Origin of the sequence: Corallibacter vietnamensis (assembly GCF_039537875.1) — a bacterium.
GTDB lineage: Bacteria > Bacteroidota > Bacteroidia > Flavobacteriales > Flavobacteriaceae > Corallibacter > Corallibacter vietnamensis.
Genome location: NZ_BAABBI010000003.1, coordinates 1 through 18443 on the forward strand (window position 1 = coordinate 1; position 18443 = coordinate 18443).

The 18443-nt window shown below is 31.9% G+C and carries 21 protein-coding genes; 10 read left to right on the forward strand and 11 right to left on the reverse strand.

The annotated features are described in order from the left end of the window. The first annotated feature begins 817 nt into the window (after positions 1–817). Positions 818–1192 (forward strand): hypothetical protein, encoded by a 375-nt coding sequence (locus tag ABD690_RS10480; RefSeq protein WP_344730290.1) that lies wholly within the window; start codon positions 818–820, stop codon positions 1190–1192. Here ABD690_RS10480 and ABD690_RS10485 read toward each other — a convergent pair. After that, a complete protein-coding gene (locus ABD690_RS10485) occupies positions 1170–2075 on the reverse strand; it encodes a LysR family transcriptional regulator (RefSeq protein WP_344730293.1) in 906 nt (301 codons plus the stop codon). The genes ABD690_RS10480 and ABD690_RS10485 overlap by 23 nt on opposite strands. A 97-nt stretch (positions 2076–2172) precedes the next feature. On the opposite strand from ABD690_RS10485, the gene ABD690_RS10490 reads away from it, so the two are divergent. After that, the gene (locus ABD690_RS10490; RefSeq protein WP_344730295.1) at positions 2173–2769 is read left to right on the forward strand and encodes an NAD(P)H-dependent oxidoreductase; all 597 of its coding nucleotides are present in this window, start codon (positions 2173–2175) and stop codon (positions 2767–2769) included. A gap of 90 nt (positions 2770–2859) precedes the next feature. On the opposite strand, the gene ABD690_RS10495 is transcribed toward ABD690_RS10490, so the two are convergent. Further along, positions 2860–3213, reverse strand: a complete 354-nt coding sequence (locus tag ABD690_RS10495) for a 4Fe-4S dicluster domain-containing protein (protein WP_344730299.1) — start codon at positions 3211–3213, stop codon at positions 2860–2862. 79 nt (positions 3214–3292) lie between these two features. Between ABD690_RS10495 and ABD690_RS10500 the strand changes: the two genes are divergently transcribed. The 6 genes from ABD690_RS10500 to ABD690_RS10525 all read left to right on the forward strand — a co-directional run bounded on the left by ABD690_RS10500 (position 3293) and on the right by ABD690_RS10525 (position 8337). Further along, positions 3293–4351: an acyl-CoA reductase gene (locus tag ABD690_RS10500; RefSeq protein WP_344730301.1), complete on the forward strand. Its 1059-nt coding sequence runs from the start codon at positions 3293–3295 to the stop codon at positions 4349–4351. A 120-nt stretch (positions 4352–4471) separates the two neighbouring features. Beyond that, the gene (gene serC, locus ABD690_RS10505) at positions 4472–5533 is read left to right on the forward strand and encodes a 3-phosphoserine/phosphohydroxythreonine transaminase (RefSeq protein ID WP_344730305.1); all 1062 of its coding nucleotides are present in this window, start codon (positions 4472–4474) and stop codon (positions 5531–5533) included. Positions 5534–5578: 45 nt separating this feature from the next. Next, positions 5579–6541, forward strand: a complete 963-nt coding sequence (locus ABD690_RS10510; RefSeq protein ID WP_344730308.1) for a D-2-hydroxyacid dehydrogenase — start codon at positions 5579–5581, stop codon at positions 6539–6541. A gap of 94 nt (positions 6542–6635) precedes the next feature. Next, positions 6636–7271: a DUF937 domain-containing protein gene (locus ABD690_RS10515; RefSeq protein WP_344730313.1), complete on the forward strand. Its 636-nt coding sequence runs from the start codon at positions 6636–6638 to the stop codon at positions 7269–7271. Positions 7272–7373: 102 nt separating this feature from the next. Beyond that, positions 7374–7811 (forward strand): DUF6146 family protein, encoded by a 438-nt coding sequence (locus ABD690_RS10520; protein WP_344730316.1) that lies wholly within the window; start codon positions 7374–7376, stop codon positions 7809–7811. Between the two features lie 28 nt (positions 7812–7839). Next, positions 7840–8337, forward strand: a complete 498-nt coding sequence (locus tag ABD690_RS10525; protein ID WP_344730318.1) for a DUF6787 family protein — start codon at positions 7840–7842, stop codon at positions 8335–8337. 51 nt (positions 8338–8388) lie between these two features. On the opposite strand, the gene ABD690_RS10530 is transcribed toward ABD690_RS10525, so the two are convergent. From ABD690_RS10530 to ABD690_RS10545, 4 genes are all read right to left on the reverse strand, one after another. Beyond that, entirely contained in the window at positions 8389–8871 is a 483-nt protein-coding gene (locus ABD690_RS10530; RefSeq protein WP_344730320.1) for a DUF4625 domain-containing protein, read from the reverse strand. 9 nt (positions 8872–8880) lie between these two features. Next, positions 8881–9666, reverse strand: a complete 786-nt coding sequence (locus ABD690_RS10535; protein WP_344730322.1) for a DUF4625 domain-containing protein — start codon at positions 9664–9666, stop codon at positions 8881–8883. Between the two features lie 44 nt (positions 9667–9710). After that, complete coding sequence (locus ABD690_RS10540) at positions 9711–12086, reverse strand: TonB-dependent receptor (protein WP_344730324.1); 2376 nt, start codon at positions 12084–12086, stop codon at positions 9711–9713. 166 nt (positions 12087–12252) lie between these two features. Further along, a complete protein-coding gene (locus tag ABD690_RS10545; RefSeq protein WP_344730326.1) occupies positions 12253–12519 on the reverse strand; it encodes a hypothetical protein in 267 nt (88 codons plus the stop codon). 416 nt (positions 12520–12935) lie between these two features. On the opposite strand from ABD690_RS10545, the gene ABD690_RS10550 reads away from it, so the two are divergent. Both ABD690_RS10550 and ABD690_RS10555 read left to right on the forward strand, forming a co-directional pair. Further along, on the forward strand, positions 12936–13235 hold the full coding sequence (locus ABD690_RS10550) for a hypothetical protein (protein ID WP_344730328.1): 300 nt from the start codon (positions 12936–12938) through the stop codon (positions 13233–13235). Between the two features lie 61 nt (positions 13236–13296). Further along, positions 13297–15576, forward strand: coding sequence for a TonB-dependent receptor (locus tag ABD690_RS10555; RefSeq protein WP_344730330.1), 2280 nt, complete (start codon positions 13297–13299; stop codon positions 15574–15576). Positions 15577–15613: 37 nt separating this feature from the next. Here the strand turns inward: ABD690_RS10555 and ABD690_RS10560 are convergent, their stop codons facing one another. The 5 genes from ABD690_RS10560 to ABD690_RS10580 all read right to left on the reverse strand — a co-directional run bounded on the left by ABD690_RS10560 (position 15614) and on the right by ABD690_RS10580 (position 18248). Next, positions 15614–15907, reverse strand: coding sequence for a hypothetical protein (locus ABD690_RS10560; protein ID WP_344730332.1), 294 nt, complete (start codon positions 15905–15907; stop codon positions 15614–15616). A gap of 52 nt (positions 15908–15959) precedes the next feature. Continuing rightward, a complete protein-coding gene (folE, locus tag ABD690_RS10565) occupies positions 15960–16556 on the reverse strand; it encodes a GTP cyclohydrolase I FolE (protein WP_344730334.1) in 597 nt (198 codons plus the stop codon). Positions 16557–16591: 35 nt separating this feature from the next. Next, complete coding sequence (locus ABD690_RS10570; protein WP_344730336.1) at positions 16592–17383, reverse strand: TerC family protein; 792 nt, start codon at positions 17381–17383, stop codon at positions 16592–16594. A gap of 1 nt (position 17384) precedes the next feature. Then, positions 17385–17759: a DNA topoisomerase IV gene (locus tag ABD690_RS10575; protein ID WP_344730338.1), complete on the reverse strand. Its 375-nt coding sequence runs from the start codon at positions 17757–17759 to the stop codon at positions 17385–17387. A gap of 84 nt (positions 17760–17843) precedes the next feature. Then, entirely contained in the window at positions 17844–18248 is a 405-nt protein-coding gene (locus tag ABD690_RS10580) for a helix-turn-helix domain-containing protein (RefSeq protein WP_344730710.1), read from the reverse strand. Between the last annotated feature and the right edge of the window lie 195 nt (positions 18249–18443).

Genomic DNA, 18443 nt, shown 5'->3' on the forward strand with positions numbered 1-18443 from the left:
TGTAATAAGTTACTAAAACAGGCTTTTGCAATAGCAAAATCAGGATTGATATATGATGATGCTTATAAAAGTACTTTAGCGAAAAATTAATAGATTTTTACTTGTTTTTTACCACAGTACTTTGTTACCACCAGTTTTTATTCTTTTCAGAACCAAATTTGTCGGAATAGAAATGGAAAAAGCCCAATTACAATTCCAATAATAAAATTCAGTTTTTCCGCTTTTAAATTCCATTCAGATTGGTTTATTCGATTCAGATATTCAGTCAGTTTATAAGTTCCGAATCCAATTATTAACCTAACTGATAATTCCGCTAATAATTCCCAATTAAAGATGTAATCCGAAATTCTTAACGACAAGGCGAATACTAAATTCGTAATTATTCCAATCGCTAATATTTTTATTAAAGTCAACCATTTTTTGTTATTTAAAAAAATCAGAATTCCAGAAAACGAAGTTAGAATTCCAAATATAAATTCCGCTATAATGCTTGAATTCGAACGCATTACGATAAACAGAACTGTCGTAAAATTATATTTAAAGAAATCCGTTAAACTGTGATAAATTAGTCCGATTCCAAATATTAGGAATATCAGTCCAAAAATCCTGTTAGTATTTTTCCTTTGTAGTTCAGTTTTCAAATTGGTGGTAACAATTGTATAAACACACTAGTGTGTTTATTTTTATTATATATACACCTACAAATCTAACAGATTTTTTATAAAACAAAGCCACTTTTTGTCATATAAACATAAATTTACACCTCCGTACCTCACACAAAAACAAACAATTGAAAATAACATAGTAAAGTAGGAGCGTGCAATCAATCTCTCACTACTCACTACTCACTACTCAATACTCATATACAGTTATCAACCATGTTCTTTCAGTTATTAACCATGTTCTTTCAGTTATTGACCATGTTCTTTTAGTTATTGACCATGTTCTTTCAGTTATTGACTATGTTCTTTCAGTTATTGACCATGTTCTTTTAGTTATTGACCATGTTCTTTTAGTTATTGACCATGTTCTTTCAGTTATTGACCATGTTCTTTTAGTTATTGACCATGTTCTTTTAGTGATTAAATATCACCAATCGCCAACTGGTAAGTTTCATTCCTACACAGCCATTTCGGCATATTATATACCAAACCAAAAGCACAAAAACACTATTGCGGCATCTTATTCCTAAAAATCTCTTGTAGTAAACCAATCTCTTTTTTGTATTGAGACTTTGCTTGCACGGCAAAATATAAGATGTTTTCAGTATTTGCATTACCATCCCATACATGCAACACGTGTTGCTTGGCAATATCTGTTTGGCATAAAAAATCAGGAACCACAGCAAGCCCTTCATCATCAGCCAAACACCTTATAATAGAAGTAATGCTAGGCAAAATATAATTAGGTTTAAACGAAGGCTTTTTTTGAAAGTTTTCAAACCAAAAACGCCTAAAATGCTCCATCTCATTTGATGCGCTATACCAGTGGTTATCTAGTAGTACCGCTTCCAGTTCCTTTAGGTCGTTTTTAGCAATATACTCCTGTATCTTGCTCACATTGGTTTTTTTGCCCGCAATAAGAATAATTTTCTCTTTTGAAAACGGTATATACCTAACACTTTGCTTTTTATCATGTTGCTTATTTGGAGTAATAACAAGGTCTAATATACCATTATCCAAATCTTTAATTAAATCTGTATGTGCTCCAAATCTGGCTTCCAAATCAAAATTTAGCCTTGGTATTTCAGGTTCTATAATCAACTGAAACATTTCAGAACACATCCCAATGTTTATAGAAGCTTTTTTTTCTTGTGTGGTTTTTTTAAAATGCTGTTCAGCTTTCTCTAGCTTTATCAATCCATCAATAATATAAGCATACAACAACTTACCATCTTCAGTAGGTATCATTCTTCTTGAGGTACGCTCAAACAAGGTTTTACCCACATAAGCCTCTAGGGCGTTTAAGTGCAAACTTACACCTGGTTGCGAGGCGTACAACGCTACAGATGCCTTGGTTAGCGTGCCGTTTTCATATATTGCTTTAAAAGTTCTATACCATTCTAAATTTACCATACCTATCAATATTATGATACAAAGGTATGATTTGTATTATTTTTACAATACATATTACTAGGGTATTTTTGCAGCAATAATTTAAACCCGATGTAAAATGAAAAACATATTTATAATAAACGGTAGCCATCCATTTGCCCATTCTGGTGGCGCATTCAATAAAACACTTTTCAACAGTACAATAGCTTACTTTAACACACTAAAAGATTTTCAAGTAAAAGCAACCTATGTTGGCGAACATTATGATGTAAAAGAAGAAGTAGAAAAGTTTAAATGGGCAGATATCATTATATATCATACACCTATATGGTGGTTTCAAATACCTTTCGGATTCAAAAAATATATAGACGAAGTCTTTACTGAAGGCCATCAAAACGGTATTTATAAAAGTGATGGTAGAAGTAGATTAAACCCTGAAATAAACTACGGTACAGGTGGTTTAATGCACGATAAAAAGTATATTTTAACAACCAGCTGGAACGCTCCAAAAACAGCCTTTACACTAAAGGATGAATTTTTTGATCAAAAAAGTGTAGATGATGGCGTGATGTTTGGCTTTCATAAAATGAATGCCTTTACAGGAATGACATTATTAGCATCTCACCATTTTCATGATATGGAAAAAAATGCCGATGTGCCTTATGAACTTAAGCAATACCAAGCCTTTTTAGATAGAGTAGTAGCTAGCATGTAAGTTGTATACCTACTAAAAACACGATAATAAAAAAAACCTCAAACATACAGTTTGAGGTTTTTTTTTATTTATAAAAATAGATGCAGCCCCTTAATCTTCAGGATGCATAAAACGTTGCTTACCTAAAAGCTCTTCGTCGGTTTCTACATGATCATCATCAGGAACACAACAATCTACAGGGCATACAGCCGCACATTGTGGTTCTTCATGAAATCCTTTACACTCGGTACATTTATCTGGTACAATATAGTATATCTCGTCACTTAAAGGCTCTTGAGCTTCATCTGCATCCACAGCATTTCCGTTAGGAAGCACAATACTACCGTTTAGGCTCGTGCCATCATTGTATCTCCAGTCGTCTGCACCTTCATAAATAGCAGTGTTTGGGCATTCAGGCTCACAAGCACCACAGTTTATACATTCATCTGTTATTATAATTGCCATAGCATTTTTTCTATTTCAGAGTTTTATTTTTCTAACTTTGTACAAAAATAAAGCCAAAACCATTCATAACCAAATTAGAATGAACTTACCGCAAAGAATTGATGCTTTTGTAAAATTAGGAACCTTTTTAAGTCAGTTTTCAGTCACACCTTTTGAAAAAAAGCAAGACATACTTCATAACGATTTGTTTTTTGATGGGTTTAAGCACCAAATAAAATTAGCCGAAGAACACAATGGTTGGTTCACACAAGAGAATATAGTGTATGCTTTAAGTGGTTGGTCTAATTTATTGACAGATAGTAATATTAACCAATGGTTAGATAATTATAACTTTAAGGATGTTTCTCAAAAAAATGTTGCCATTATTATGGCAGGAAACATTCCGCTAGTTGGGTTTCACGACTTTATTTCGGTATTACTTTCAGGGCATAATGTTGTGGTTAAACAATCATCAAACGACAAGCAATTATTACCGTTTTTAGCCAAATATCTAGAATACGTTGCGCCAGAATTTAAAGGACGTATCACATTTACCGAAGAAAAACTATCAAACTTTGATGCGGTAATAGCAACCGGAAGCGATAATACCGCCCGCTATTTTGAATATTATTTCAAAGGAAAACCAGCTGTTATCAGAAAAAACAGAAACTCCGTAGCCATACTTACAGGCAATGAAACAGAAGACGACCTAAAAAACCTTTCAGAAGATATTTTTAGATATTATGGTTTAGGCTGTAGAAATGTTTCTAAACTTTTTGTACCTGAAAACTATAACTTTGATAGCTTTTTTAAAGCTATGTACCACTGGCATCCTATAATAGACAAGGCAAAATATGCCAATAACTATGATTATAACAAAGCCGTTTATTTAATGAGCGAGTTTAATATGCTAGAAAACGGTTTTTTAATGCTAAAAGAAGACGAAAGTTATGCATCTCCTATAGCTACTATTTTTTATGAGCAATACAGTAGTCTAGAAACCCTAAACAAAAAACTTAAAACAGACACTAATAAAATACAGTGTGTTGTTTCAAAAGGTCTTAATGCAAACGATATCGCTTTTGGTCAAACACAAAACCCACAACTTTGGGACTATGCTGATTCGGTAGATATCATTGCCTTTTTGTTAAAAATATAGTTGATAAATTATCAATAATTTAACGGGTTTTTTATTAGAAATTAGGACCTTTGTTACTGTTAAATTGAATTCGCCATAACCATTTTGGTGATAATCTCTGATAAATATTTATATAATAAAATGAAACGACATAACTTTAGTGCAGGACCTTGCATTTTACCTCAAGAAGTGCTTCAAAAAGCATCAGAAGCCATATTAGATTTTGACAACGGCTTATCACTTATAGAGATTTCCCATAGAAGCAAACCATTTGTTGATGTTATGGAAAAAGCACGTGCTTTAGCTCTAGAGCTTTTAGGACTTGAAGGCAAAGGTTATAAAGCCTTATTTTTACAAGGTGGTGCTAGCACACAGTTTTTAATGGTTGCTTTAAACCTATTAGAAAAAAGAGCAGGATACCTAAACACAGGTACTTGGGCAGCAAAAGCAATTAAAGAAGCTCAAATTTATGATGATATTTACGAAGTAGCTTCTTCAAAAGATGCTAACTACAATTACATTCCTAAAGGATACGATATCCCAGAAGATTACGATTATTTTCACTGTACATCAAACAATACCATATTTGGTACGCAAATGAAAGAATTTCCAAACTCGCCAATCCCTATGGTTTGCGATATGAGTAGCGATATTTTTTCACGCCAGTTAGATTTTTCAAAGTTTGATTTAATCTATGCTGGAGCTCAAAAGAATATGGGACCTGCCGGAACAACACTAGTTGTTGTAAAAGAAGATATTTTAGGAAAAGTATCTCGTAAAATCCCTTCTATGATGGATTATAAAGTGCATATTGATAAAAGTAGCATGTTTAATACACCACCAGTTTTTGCTGTTTACACAAGTATGTTAACACTTGAATGGCTTAAAAACCTTGGCGGGATAGAAGCTATTGAAAAAGAAAATGACAAAAAAGCACAACTAATCTATTCTGAAATAGACTTAAACCCACTTTTTAAAGGCTTTGCTACAAAAAGTGACCGTTCTCACATGAATGCTACCTTCAATATTGTCAATGAAAACTTAAAAGAAACATTTGATACTATGGTAAAAGAAGCAGGAATAAATGGCCTTAACGGTCATAGAAGTGTAGGAGGTTATAGAGCGTCTATGTACAACGCAATGTCACTAGATAGCGTAGGTGTTTTAGTTGATGTAATGAGTGAATTAGAAAGAAAAGCCTAAAAGATAACGTTTAATAAAAAATAGCTGTTAAAGCAGTAAACAATTATGAAAGTATTAGCAAACGACGGAATTTCAAATAGCGGAATTGAAGCTTTAGAGCAAGGAGGTTTTGAAGTAAGTACAACAACAGTTGCTCAAGAACAACTCATAAACTATATAAATGATAACGCTATTGATGTATTATTAGTAAGAAGTGCTACAAAAGTACGCAAAGACCTTATTGATGCATGTCCAGACCTTAAAGTTATAGGTCGTGGTGGCGTTGGTATGGATAATATAGATGTAGAATATGCACGTGGAAAAGGTATTCATGTAATAAATACACCTGCGGCATCATCACATTCCGTTGCAGAATTAGTATTTGCTCACCTGTTTGGTGGCGTACGTTTTCTTCATGACTCAAACCGTAACATGCCATTAGATGGTGATACACAATTTAAATCCTTAAAAAAGAACTATGCAAACGGTATGGAGCTTAAAGGAAAAACATTAGGAATTATAGGGTTTGGTCGTATAGGTCGTGAAGTAGCAAAAATAGCATTAGGAGTAGGAATGCGCGTTGTAGCTAGTGATAAATTTGTAGGTAAAGCTGATATTAAAGTTGAGTTTTACAATGGTCAGTTTATAAATGTAGAAATTGAAACAGAACCTATGAAAGATGTTTTAAGACATGCTGATTTTATCTCGCTACATGTACCAGCACAAGACGGTTATATCATTTCTGATAAAGAATTTGAAATAATGAAAGATGGTGTTGGTATTATTAATGCTGCGCGAGGTGGCGTTATAGATGAAGTAGCCTTAATAAAAGCTATAGAATCAGGCAAAGTAGCATTTGCAGGGTTAGATACATTTGAAGAAGAACCTACACCAGCTATTCAGGTATTAATGAACGGTAAAATTTCATTAACACCACACATTGGTGCTGCTACAAACGAAGCACAAGATAGAATAGGTCTAGAATTAGCATCGCAGATAATCAGTCTTTTAAAGACTCAAGAAGCTTAATTAAGCTAACAAAAAAATAACCTAAAAGCTTGTAAATATTTAATATTTATAAGCTTTTTTTTGTAAATTAACATTCAATTTAAAAACAAGAGTAATGTCAGGAATTTTAGACTTATTAAACAGTGACCTTGGAAAAACCATTATTAATGGTGTTTCAGGTCAAACCAACCAACCAGAAGATAAAACAGCAAGCGTATTAACAATGGCAATGCCAGTTCTTATGCAAGCTATGAAGCGTAACGCTTCTACACCACAAGGAGCAGAAGGCTTAATGAGTGCTTTAAACTCAAAACACGACGGAAGTATTTTAGATAACCTAGGAGGTTTATTTAGCGGTGGTGTTGATGATAGTGTTATAAGTGACGGAAGCAAAATTCTTGGTCATGTATTAGGAAATAAGCAACAAAATGTAGAGCAAGCACTAGGAGCCAAGTCTGGTATGGATGCTGGTTCTGTAGCTCAAATACTAAAAGTGGCTGCACCAATTTTAATGGGGATTTTAGGAAAACAAAAACAACAAAGTAATGTAAGCTCTTCATCAGGTCTTGAAGGACTTTTGGGTGGTTTAATACAAGGAAATTCTCCACAACAAGAACAAAGCTTTTTAGAATCTATTCTTGATGCTGATGGAGATGGAAGTGTTGTTGATGATGTTGCTGGAATGGTACTAGGAGGTAGTAAAAAGAAAGGCGGTCTTGGTGGATTGCTAGGTGGTTTATTTGGTAAATAATTGTCTTAAAAGCCTTTAATAATATGTAGCCAAGCAGTTTATGTTTGGCTTTTTTTGTAAGTAAATAAAATGAATTTTGTATATTATAATAAAAGTGTTTCTATGAAAAACCTTATATACATAATGGCTGTTTGTTTTTTGGTATACAACTGTAAGTCTAGTCATAGTACAAAAACAACTCATGAAGATGTTGTTCAAAATCAGGTAGATAATGACACTGTTAGAATAGCAAATGATGATGTTGCATATGAAATAATTATAATAGAACCAGGGTTTAATACATGGCTACAAAGTGTTGCAAAACCTGAAGGATTTTACTCTAAAGCGTTTTTAGAAAGTAGAAACATTCAATATGTCACAGCATGGAATAATAGAGTAATGCAGCCAAGTAGATATAATCCTAACCTTTATGAAATGCAAATAAACTATAATCAAAATATTGATTATGGCTATGAAGTTAATTATAAGTTATATAACTACTTTATTTACTTTCAGCTTACCTACAAACAACAATTAACAGGGTTTGTTCCAAGAATTTAGAATATATTTGCAATAGCATTTATAGTCTATGAAAAAATTTAAACAAACTTGGGAAATACAGCACAATTGGCAGTTGATTTTTCCGTTTTTAGGAGTTTTTGGTTTAGGATACAGTGCTTTTAGGCTATCTTATGCTTTTTTCAAAGATTTATCATTACCTTTTATAATAGCTATCTCTGCGGTTATTTTCTATGTGCTTTTAAAAATTACATTGTTTTGCTTTAAAAAATTAGAAAATAGATGGATTGTTACCTACAAATGGGAAATGATTCGCATTTTTATTGTCTTTGCCTTGACTGGTACATCATCTATGTATGTGAGTAGGCCCATTATAAAACTATTAGGAATTACTAAAGAGAATTTAAACCTTGTTGTTTATTGGGTTTTATACATTATTATTGGTCTTATTTTTTATCAAATATTATTAGTGTCTTTTGGCTGGCTTTTTGGTCAGTTTAAATTCTTTTGGGAATTTGAAAAAAAAATGCTTCGTAATATGGGATTTAAAAGGTTTCTAAAAAAATAGAGCCAAACCCTAAAGTTTGACTCTAATAGTTAGAAATAAAAGACTAATTCCTTATTCTACAATTTTGATATCTATTGATGTTCTGCTTTGCCAACCAGTTTTGTCGGTTACAGAATATGCGCAGTGATAATCTCCTGTGTCAATATCGTTTGGTATTGTAATAGGAATATTAATTTCATAAGTAGTCAAGCCACTATCTACAGTAAAATTCTCCATATAAATCATAGGGTTTACCGCCTGTTTTATAGGGTCTAGATTACAAATAGCTTGTTGGTCATCATGCGTATGATGATCAAAATTATGGTGAATGTTTAAGCTGTACGAAGCCAATTCTACATTGTCTGTAACAAGGGCTCTAAATGTGTAAGTTTCACCTTTTACTAATTCTGCACATGCTTGAGGAAAACCTTCGTCATAATTAACAGTTATGGTTGGTTTTATTTCATCTCTTCCTACGCCATCATCATCACTAGAACACGCAATGATTGTTGTAAGAATGATACCAAAAAGAATGTGTTTTAAAATGTTCTTCATTATAGTTTATTATTCAGTTACATCTATATGAGTTTCGTACTCAAATGTATTACCTTCTTCGTCTTCAATTGTAAATAAGGCATGATACTCACCAGCAGGAGCAGTAGCAGGCACATCAATATGATTGTGGAACTCTACTTCTGTAAGTCCGTGATATCCATCAGTGTATACGTTTTCAAAATCCCACTCAATTTCTCCTGCGCCAACAGTTAAGCCATGTGCGTGAATGTCAACAGTAATGTTATGAATTCCATGTATGGCATTAACCATAAACTCTGCGTGTATTTCAGACCCTCTTTGTACAGTTGCGTCTATTGAAATATCAGTTAGGCTAATAGGTTCTAAAATATCAATATGACCTTCTATTTCAGTACTGTTACCTAATGCATCTACAACAGTTAATGTGATATGATATTCTCCCGCAGGAATATTGTTAGGAATATCAATATGCTCATGAAAATCAGCATTGATTACTTGGTAGTTTGCATCATTAAAAGTTTGCTCAAAGTCCCATTCAGTTTCTCCTGGGCCAGCTTCTAAATCATGTGCATGAATATCAACAGAAATACTACTTATTACGTTTTCTGCATAGATTTCAGCTTCTAAATGAATGTCAGATCCCTTGTAAGCTATTGGGTCTGTTGAATGTGCGCTACCTTCACCATATTCAAAATTTGAAATTTCTGGTGCAGAACTGTTTGGTAAAAATATTGCATTATCATCATCACTGCTACAAGAGAATAAAGCGATTCCTAGAAATGCAAAAATGGCTAAATGTTTAAAGTTTGTTTTCATTTTTTGTTTGTTTAAAGATTAAAAATTTATTGAATTGTTTATTGTTAAAATGGAATTGTTAATGATATGGAGACGTTTCTTCCAGCCTCTGGTACATCAATAAGTCTATAAAAGCTAGTATGATTAAAGTATTTTGTGTTAAAAACATTATTTACTTTAAAGCGTAGCTGTGCAGCTTTTGCAGACGAGAATAAATTAATATTACTTGTCATTGATAGGTTTAATACTTGATAACCATCTGTTTTTTCTTCGGGAGGAACAATGTCATCTTGCTCGGCTGTTATGCGGTAATCTGCAAAAAACTGTAACTCTTTAAAGAATAAAAGCTGTTTTTTAAATCGGTAATTGGCTGATAGTAGGCCAGACAACGGAGGAGAAAAGGGTATGGTAAAATCTTTTTTTGGTCCGCTAGTTTGTCTAGAGTACACATATTCTACCGATGTGTCTAATCTTAAGTTATCTAAAAACGCATATCCTAACCTAAACTCACCACCAAACCTAAATACTTTGCTTTGTGTGTATTCATAAATTTGAAGTGTTTCATAGTAATTTGATGTAGGGTTTAGGTAAATAAAGTTTTCAAAAAAGTTGACAAAAGGACTAAATCCGAAGCTCAATTTTTTTGATGAATAATCCATTTCTAAATCTAATTGATAAGATTCTTCAGGATCTAAATCTAAATTTCCGCGTTCAAACCTATACATATGATAGTTTACACCATCTGATGCAAGCTCATTAGCTAGCGGCATTCTAAAGCTTTTACCAATATTAAACTTATAAGTGGTTTTTTCTCCTATATAACTTAACCCTAATGAGCCGCTAACATTATTAAAATCAAGGGTTTTGTTTTGAGATCTTTGTAAATATATTCTTGAGGTACTTCCGTTTGAGTTATTTATGGTAGATGGAAACCAATCATAATAAGCATTGGTCTTTATGGAACCAAAATCATAACGTAAACCTCCTTGAAAATGTAGCTTATCTGAAAGGTCTATATGACTGAATCCAAAAAAGCCAAGAGTAAATCTGTCATATTCAGGTATTAAAAATCCCCAGCCACCAATGTTGTTGTTTTGATATTCGGTATTAACACCAATAACAATATCATAATTTTCATTAGGCTTAAAAACGTCTCTAGCATTTAAAGAATATGTATTTTTATAAAACACACGCTCTTTGCTATTGTTGGGTTTAGGCATATAACCGTGTGGTACTGGTTCAGAGTGTTCTTCTCTATGGTTGTTTTGAAACCCTAATTCAAGATGTATGGTATGCTTATTTTTGTAAAATGTTGTGTTATTAACTACTTTAAAATGGTTTACCTTATGATATGGTAAGTCTACATCTCTATTATCCCTATCATAATCTATTGAAGATGTTCTTACTTCTAAACCATGTGCGTTAGCAAAAAATCCATTTTTAGCATTTACATTACTAAAAAAGGTTTCTGTTTTAAAACTATCTCCTACATAACCAAAGCTAAAAGCGGCATTAGCCTCGTTTCCAGCTGTGTTTCTTAAGTAGTTATCATGAAGGTCAAACACGTAGCTTTCGTATCTAATTTTATCTGTTGGTACTTTATAGTCTCCGTAATCTCTATAAGTTAATCGCGAACGATAGTACCATTTTTCTTTTCTACCTTGAAGTCCAGCTGAAATACCTAATAAATCATTATTGCTTTCTGCTAATAAATTTACTTCACCACCCAATGAATTTTCAGCAGGCACTTTTGCAGGTTGAATATCAACAACACCAGCAATAGCATCAGATCCATAGAGTAGGGACGCAGCACCTTTTATTATACTTATTTCTTCTATTCCGTTTTGGTCTATTTCTAAACCATGGTCATTTCCCCATTGTTGTGCTTCATGTTTTACACCGTTTTGTACGACACTTACACGATTAAAACCTAACCCTCTAATTACAGGTTTAGATTGTCCAGAACCAATATTTATAGTGCTTACGCCTGGTATTTTACTTAACGTCTGCATTAAACTATTTTCACGGTTAGTAGTTAGAAATTCTTTTGATACTAACTCTGAAACCATTGGAGTTTCATCTGCTAAACGTTGTTTAGTTTTTCCTGTGACGGTAATTTCATCAAGGTTTGTTGTGAGTTCATTTAAAACAATAGCAATGGTTATTGTTTTAGAATTCACGTTTATAACCATAGTTTTGGTTGTATAAGCAACATGAGAAATTGTTAATGTATAATCACCACTAGGTACATTATTTATTACAAATGAACCATCAGAAGATGAAATAGCATATAAATTATCTTTACCAATAATCGTTACGCCTTCAATAGGTTGTAGTGTTTTAGCATCAGTAACTGTTCCTTTAATTTGAAACGTTTCTTGAGCTAATAAAATAGTGTTTAGACTGAAAAACAGCAATAAACACAATGCTTTATTAAACATAGTGTATTAATAATAAGTATGTTAATTGATTTTTTTGATGGAATTGTATTGCCTATAGACAAGAGTATCTATAAGTTAATTCCAGTAAATAAGATGTACGTGTGCTTATATATTGCTTTTAAGAACAATATATAGGTACTCTAAAGAAAATAATAAGCACAGTAACTTATAAAATGTAAGGTGGTGGTCTGGAAAATAGCTGATTAACCTCAAAAGTATTGCTTGTAACCAAACAATAATTAGTTGAGATAGTATTTTCAAAAGGAAACTCTGTAAACTCAATTATAAAATCCTGCGCTTGCGGAGTTGTTGAAGGCTGGATATTTTGAGTTGTTACTACATGACAAATAGCACAATCTTGGTCTGCTGCATCATCACAATCATGAGTTAAGGCATGTAAACCTAAAACTCTTAATGATAAAAACAGAACCATTAAAAAGAGTACTAATCTCTTGTTATGTTTTGTAACTGTAATCACAAAGTTATACGCTAATGTTAATTAAATAAAAACAACGAAATGCTTTTATGAGAACTGCAAATATATATTTATATAGTTTCTGTTACAAAATTTACGAAACCTTTAACAAATTTATTAGTAAAGTTTACTCAATTAGTACGTCTATAATAGTTAATTTTGTATAACAATATTTTAACATTCTGTTTTTTTAATTCTAAAAATTAGAAAGCAAATCTTGTAAAAGTAAATCATAAGCCAAAAAGCAGACTATTCAATAGATTGCTATTTACAATGTTTCTATGGTTATGAAGTGAATATACTTTTCAAAATTTATGAATATAACTTCTTTTAATATAAAATTACTTTATTCACGGTTACCTGTGTATTTCTGCATGCCTATTCTGGTCTTGCTTACATTACCATCAGCCGTTAAGTTATTTCATGCTTTTGAGCATCAATCTCACGATGTAGTTCAGTGTTTAGATAATAAACCTGATGCGCATTTACATGAGTATCATTTTGATTGTGATTTTTATAAGTTTCAATTAAGTAATTTGTTTACGATATCAAGCCCAACGTTTGATTTTATAACAACTACCAATAGAAAAAAAATAGCGAACACTCAATATAATTTTTTGAGTGACTATCAAAGACTACATTTTTCACTTCGTGGTCCGCCGTGTTATAGTTAATTCTCGTTTTTATTTAGCTGAAATCTAATCAGCACAGATTAACTATTAAATTAAAATTTACATGAAATTTATTTTAAGCGTATTGCTGTTTCTTGCAATACCAACAATTTATGCACAAAACACATTAAAAGGTCAATTAACAGATAGCCAAACAAGTGAACCAATAGGTTATGTCAATGTTTACTTACCTCAATTAGAAAAAGGAACATATACAGATGAGAATGGTTTTTTTGAATTAAAAAACATGCCATCTGGAAACTACAAGATTGTGTACTCTATTATTGGTTATGAAACACAGTCTCAAACAGTTTCTATACCGGTTGAAACTGTATTATCAATAAAATTAATGCCCACAGCAATAGAGATGGAAGCTGTTATTATCTCAACACCTTTTCATAAATTACAAAGTGAAAATGTAATGAAAGTAGAGCATGAAACCGTTGCTGATTTACAGCGTAATGGTGCAACAACATTAGCTCAAGGTATAACAAGTATTCCAGGAGTAGAGAGTATTACCACTGGCGCAAGTATTGGTAAACCAGTAATTAGAGGATTAAGCTCTAACAGAGTGCTTGTATATACACAAGGTGTAAGATTAGAAAACCAGCAGTTTGGAAGCGAACACGGATTAGGAATAAGCGATACAGGTATTGAGAGTGTTGAAGTTATAAAAGGACCTGCGTCTTTATTATATGGTAGTGATGCGCTTGGTGGTGTTTTATATTTAAATCCTGAAAAATTTGCTCAACAAAATACAGCAACAGGAGATGTTAATGGAACTTATTTTAGTAACACGCAAGGTTATAAAGCAGGTGCTGGCTATAAATCTTCTGGCGAAAAGTTTAAAATGTTGTTTAGAGGAAGTTTAACTGAACATGCTGATTATAATACCGAAAATTATAGAGTTACAAATACACGCTTTCGTGAACAAGATTTTAAAGCTGGTTTAGGATATCAGTCAACTCAATTTAAAACAGAATTTAGGTATAATGTAAATAATTCAAAACTAGGTATTCCTGAAGAAATAGGTGTCCAAAACACAGAGAAAGCACCTTTACTACCTTATCAAGAAATCACAAATCATGTGTTTAGTTCAAAATCAACAGTGTTTTTTGATAATTCTAGTTTAGAAATAAATTTAGGATATATCTATAATGATAGACGAGAATTTGAAGATGAGCATCATCACCATGAAGATGAAGAACATGAACACGAGCATGAGCATGAGCACGATGATCATGCGGATGAAGACCATGATGAAGAAGAATCTCATGATGAGCATAATGAAGAGGATTTACATCCAGCGTTGCAAATGAAATTAAAAACATTTAACTACGATGTAAAGTATCATTTACCAACTTTAGGGAAGTTTGAAACCATAGTAGGTGTGCAAGGCATGCATCAAACAAATACAAATTATGGAGAAGAACTGTTAATACCAAATGCAACAGTTAATGATTTTGGTGTTTTAGCAACATCTCATATTCACTTTGATAAAGTAGATGTACAATTAGGTGCAAGGTATGATAACCGTAAAATTTCTGTAGAAAATGGCATTGATAGAGATTTTAATAGTTTTAATGGTGCGATTGGCTTTAAAACAGATATAACAAAAAATATCACCGCAAGACTTAATTTAGCTACAGGATTTAGAGCTCCTAATTTAGCAGAATTAACTTCAGATGGTGTGCATCATGGATCTAACAGATATGAAATTGGTAATTCAGAATTAGATAATGAGCAAAATTTCCAAACAGATTTAGCTTTAGAATATAAGAGTGAGCATTTAGAATTGTTTGTAAATGGATTCTATAACGTAGTTAATGATTACATTTATCTATCTCCTAATGGAACAGTGATTGATGGAGCTGCAGCATATGATTATGTTCAAAATGATGCAAAGCTTTATGGTGGAGAAATTGGTTTTCACTTGCATCCACATCCATTAGATTGGCTTCATTTTGAGAGTAGTTTTGAAACTGTTACCGGTAAACAAAACAATGGTTTGTATTTACCATTAATTCCTGCAAATTCTATCAATAACACCATTCGTGTTGAGTATGATACAAATTGGTTTCAAAACGGATATGCATTTGTGAAGTTACAATCTACATTCAAGCAAAGTAATGTTGGTTATTTTGAAACACCAACTGATGGTTATAACTTATTAAGTGCAGGTTTAGGCGGAACAATTCAAGTGTTTAAAAACGACTTGACAATTTCAGTTTCTGGAAATAACTTAACGGATAAAAGTTATATAAATCACCTGTCGAGATTAAAAAATGATGGAATTTTCAATATTGGCAGAAATTTCATTATTGGGTTAAATTATAGCATTTAATTATAAAGAAAAGCGACTCTATAGTGAGTCGCTTTTTTTATTTTTCAATATTAATAATTACATTTTCTTTTCTACTACTTATTACGTATGTGTAGAACCACATAATTGTAAATGTAGGAATAACATCTAGCATTGGTAAAGCCTCTTCTATAAAAGTAATGGCTGCTGCTATTTTTCCTTGTCGTCCTTTATAGAGTTTTGTCATGAGCCATGCTGATGCGGGTGCCCAAACAAAATCAAAAGAAGGAAAGATAAAAGATACATAACCTAAAGCATCAAACAAAATGCTTAAAGCTAGTTTTTTTGTTTTATTACTGTTTTCTAAATTCATTTAAATAATTGTTAATTAATTATTTAAATGCAAATAGTGTTCCAAAAAATAATTAGGATAATTTTTCACTAATAAGTTTCAAAAACTCATTGCGTGTTTCTATTTTTTCAAATTGTCCTCTAAATCCAGAGGTTGTTGTTACAGAGTTTTGTTTTTGAACACCACGCATCATCATGCACATATGAGATGCTTCAATAACAACAGCTACACCTTGTGGTTTTAGCGTGTCATTAATACAATCAAGTATTTGCTTGGTTAACCGTTCTTGTACTTGTAAACGTCTAGCAAAAATGTCAACAATTCTAGGGATTTTACTTAACCCAACAATTTGGCCATTAGGAATATAAGCAATATGCGCTTTGCCAAAAAAAGGTAATATATGGTGTTCGCAAAGCGAGTAAAGCTCAATGTCTTTAACAATAACCATTTCGTTATAAGTTTCCTTAAACATGGCGCTTTTAAGAACTTTGGCAGCATCTTGTTTGTAGCCTTGTGTTAAAAACTGCATGGCTTTTGCAGCTCGTTCTGGTGTTTTTAATAAACCGTCTCTAGAAGTGTCTTCACCTAAATCTTCAATAATACTTTCAAACTTGGCTTTTACATCTTCAGTGACTTGTATATTATATTCTTCAAAATTTTTACTCGACATATTTTATGTATTATGCTTTAAAGGTATTGAAAATGTTATTGTTTTTTCTTTTTGGTAATTCTAAAGTTTAAAAACTCTACAAATAAAGAAAAAGCAATAGCAAAATACAGATAACCCTTTGGAATGGCACCAACAGTTTTTCCAAATAATTCGGTTTCAGATAGGTGAGCGGCTTCGGTAATAAGCATAAAACCGATGAGAATTAAAAACGCCAAACCTAATAATTGTATACTAGGATGCGTGTTTATGAATTTACGTATGGGATTTGCAAACCCAATCATTATAGCTATTGAAATAAACACAGCTATTATCATTAACACCAAGTTTTCATTATGATTTGGAGATAAACCATTTGTCATACCTACAGCGGTAAGTATAGAATCTATTGAGAAAATAAAGTCAATAAGTAAAATTTGTACTATAGCTTGAGAAAGACTGTTTATTTTTTTTCCTTTTACTTCGTTACTGTCATGTTCAGGAGTTTCTACTTTTTCTCTAATTTCAGAAGTACTCTTGTATATAAGAAATAACCCGCCTGAAAAAAGAATAATAGCTTGCCAGCTAATGTGTAATTGAAGCCAACTAGTTGAAATACTATAAAAAGGTTCTTTTAAACTAATTAGTGCAGAAACAAAAAACAATAACACAATACGTTGAACCATAGCAAGAGTAAGCCCAATGTTGGTTGCTTTTCCTCGTTGATGTTCAGGAAGCTTATTGGCAGCTATAGATATAAATACAATATTATCTATACCTAAAATTATCTCAAGAAAAGTGAGAGTAAGTAGCGCCATAATGGCATCGCTAGTAAGTAAAAAATCAAGCATATCACTCTATTTTTTTAGCAATCCCTTTTTGTTTTAATTCTTCGCCAACATACGAATATTCAAAAGTATAAGTTGAGTCTGTTGTCGTGAGTATTTTTAAATGAATGTCTTTGCGTTCGGCTCTACTTTTAGGGTTTATAGTTTTAAAAACAACTTCGCAATCATTAATCCAACGAACAGAAGAAGAATCTACCTTGTTGTTGTAAGTTTCTATTTGCAAACTATCAGTTCTTGTAAAGTGTGATTTGTATAGTTTGTTGTTTATTGTAATTTCACTAGTAAAAGTACCAGTCTTGTAATCTGTACAATTACGCTGTATGTTATCAAAACAACTAGTTAGTATTAGGCAAAGAATAAAAAGGTATAGATATTTCATTTGTGACATTTTAAACAAAATTACTAAAGAATTCCCTTTTTTAGTTACTAGCGTGAGAATTTAATATTTGAAAATTTTCGTAGTCTACTCTGATTTATTAAAATTTTCAAAAGTACCATCACTATAAAAAATAATAATTCGATCGATCTCTTTTTTATTTGAAGAAGTTTTACTGATTGGTTTTTGAATTTTTTGTTCAGGTTGCGATGGAATATTATCAATGGCAATTTTTGTTTGTTTTTCCTCAATACGATTTTCTTGCTGATTAGGAAATTGACCTTTGCCATTTAGTAACCAATATAATTCTACATCCGGAAAGGAGGAAAGTACTTTTAATACAAAATCTAAACTTGGCTTATTTCTACCTGAAAGTATATGAGAAATACTAGAACGTTGAACACCTATTTTTTCTGAAAAAGAAGAGGCTGATTCACCGTAGTATTCTATGACTTTTTGGAGTCTTTTTGAGAATTCTTGATTGTTTATCATTGTAAACAAGGATTGTTGTATTTTACTTGTTACAAATGTAAACATTAAATAGTTTTTAATCTAATTTTTAACATTATAGATCAATATATATGTAAAATATCACTTTAACTAAAGCATTTTAATCGATTGAATTAGAGGTGTTTAGTTGTTTAAAAACAATAGGTGTTAAATATCACATAAAATAAGACTATAGTT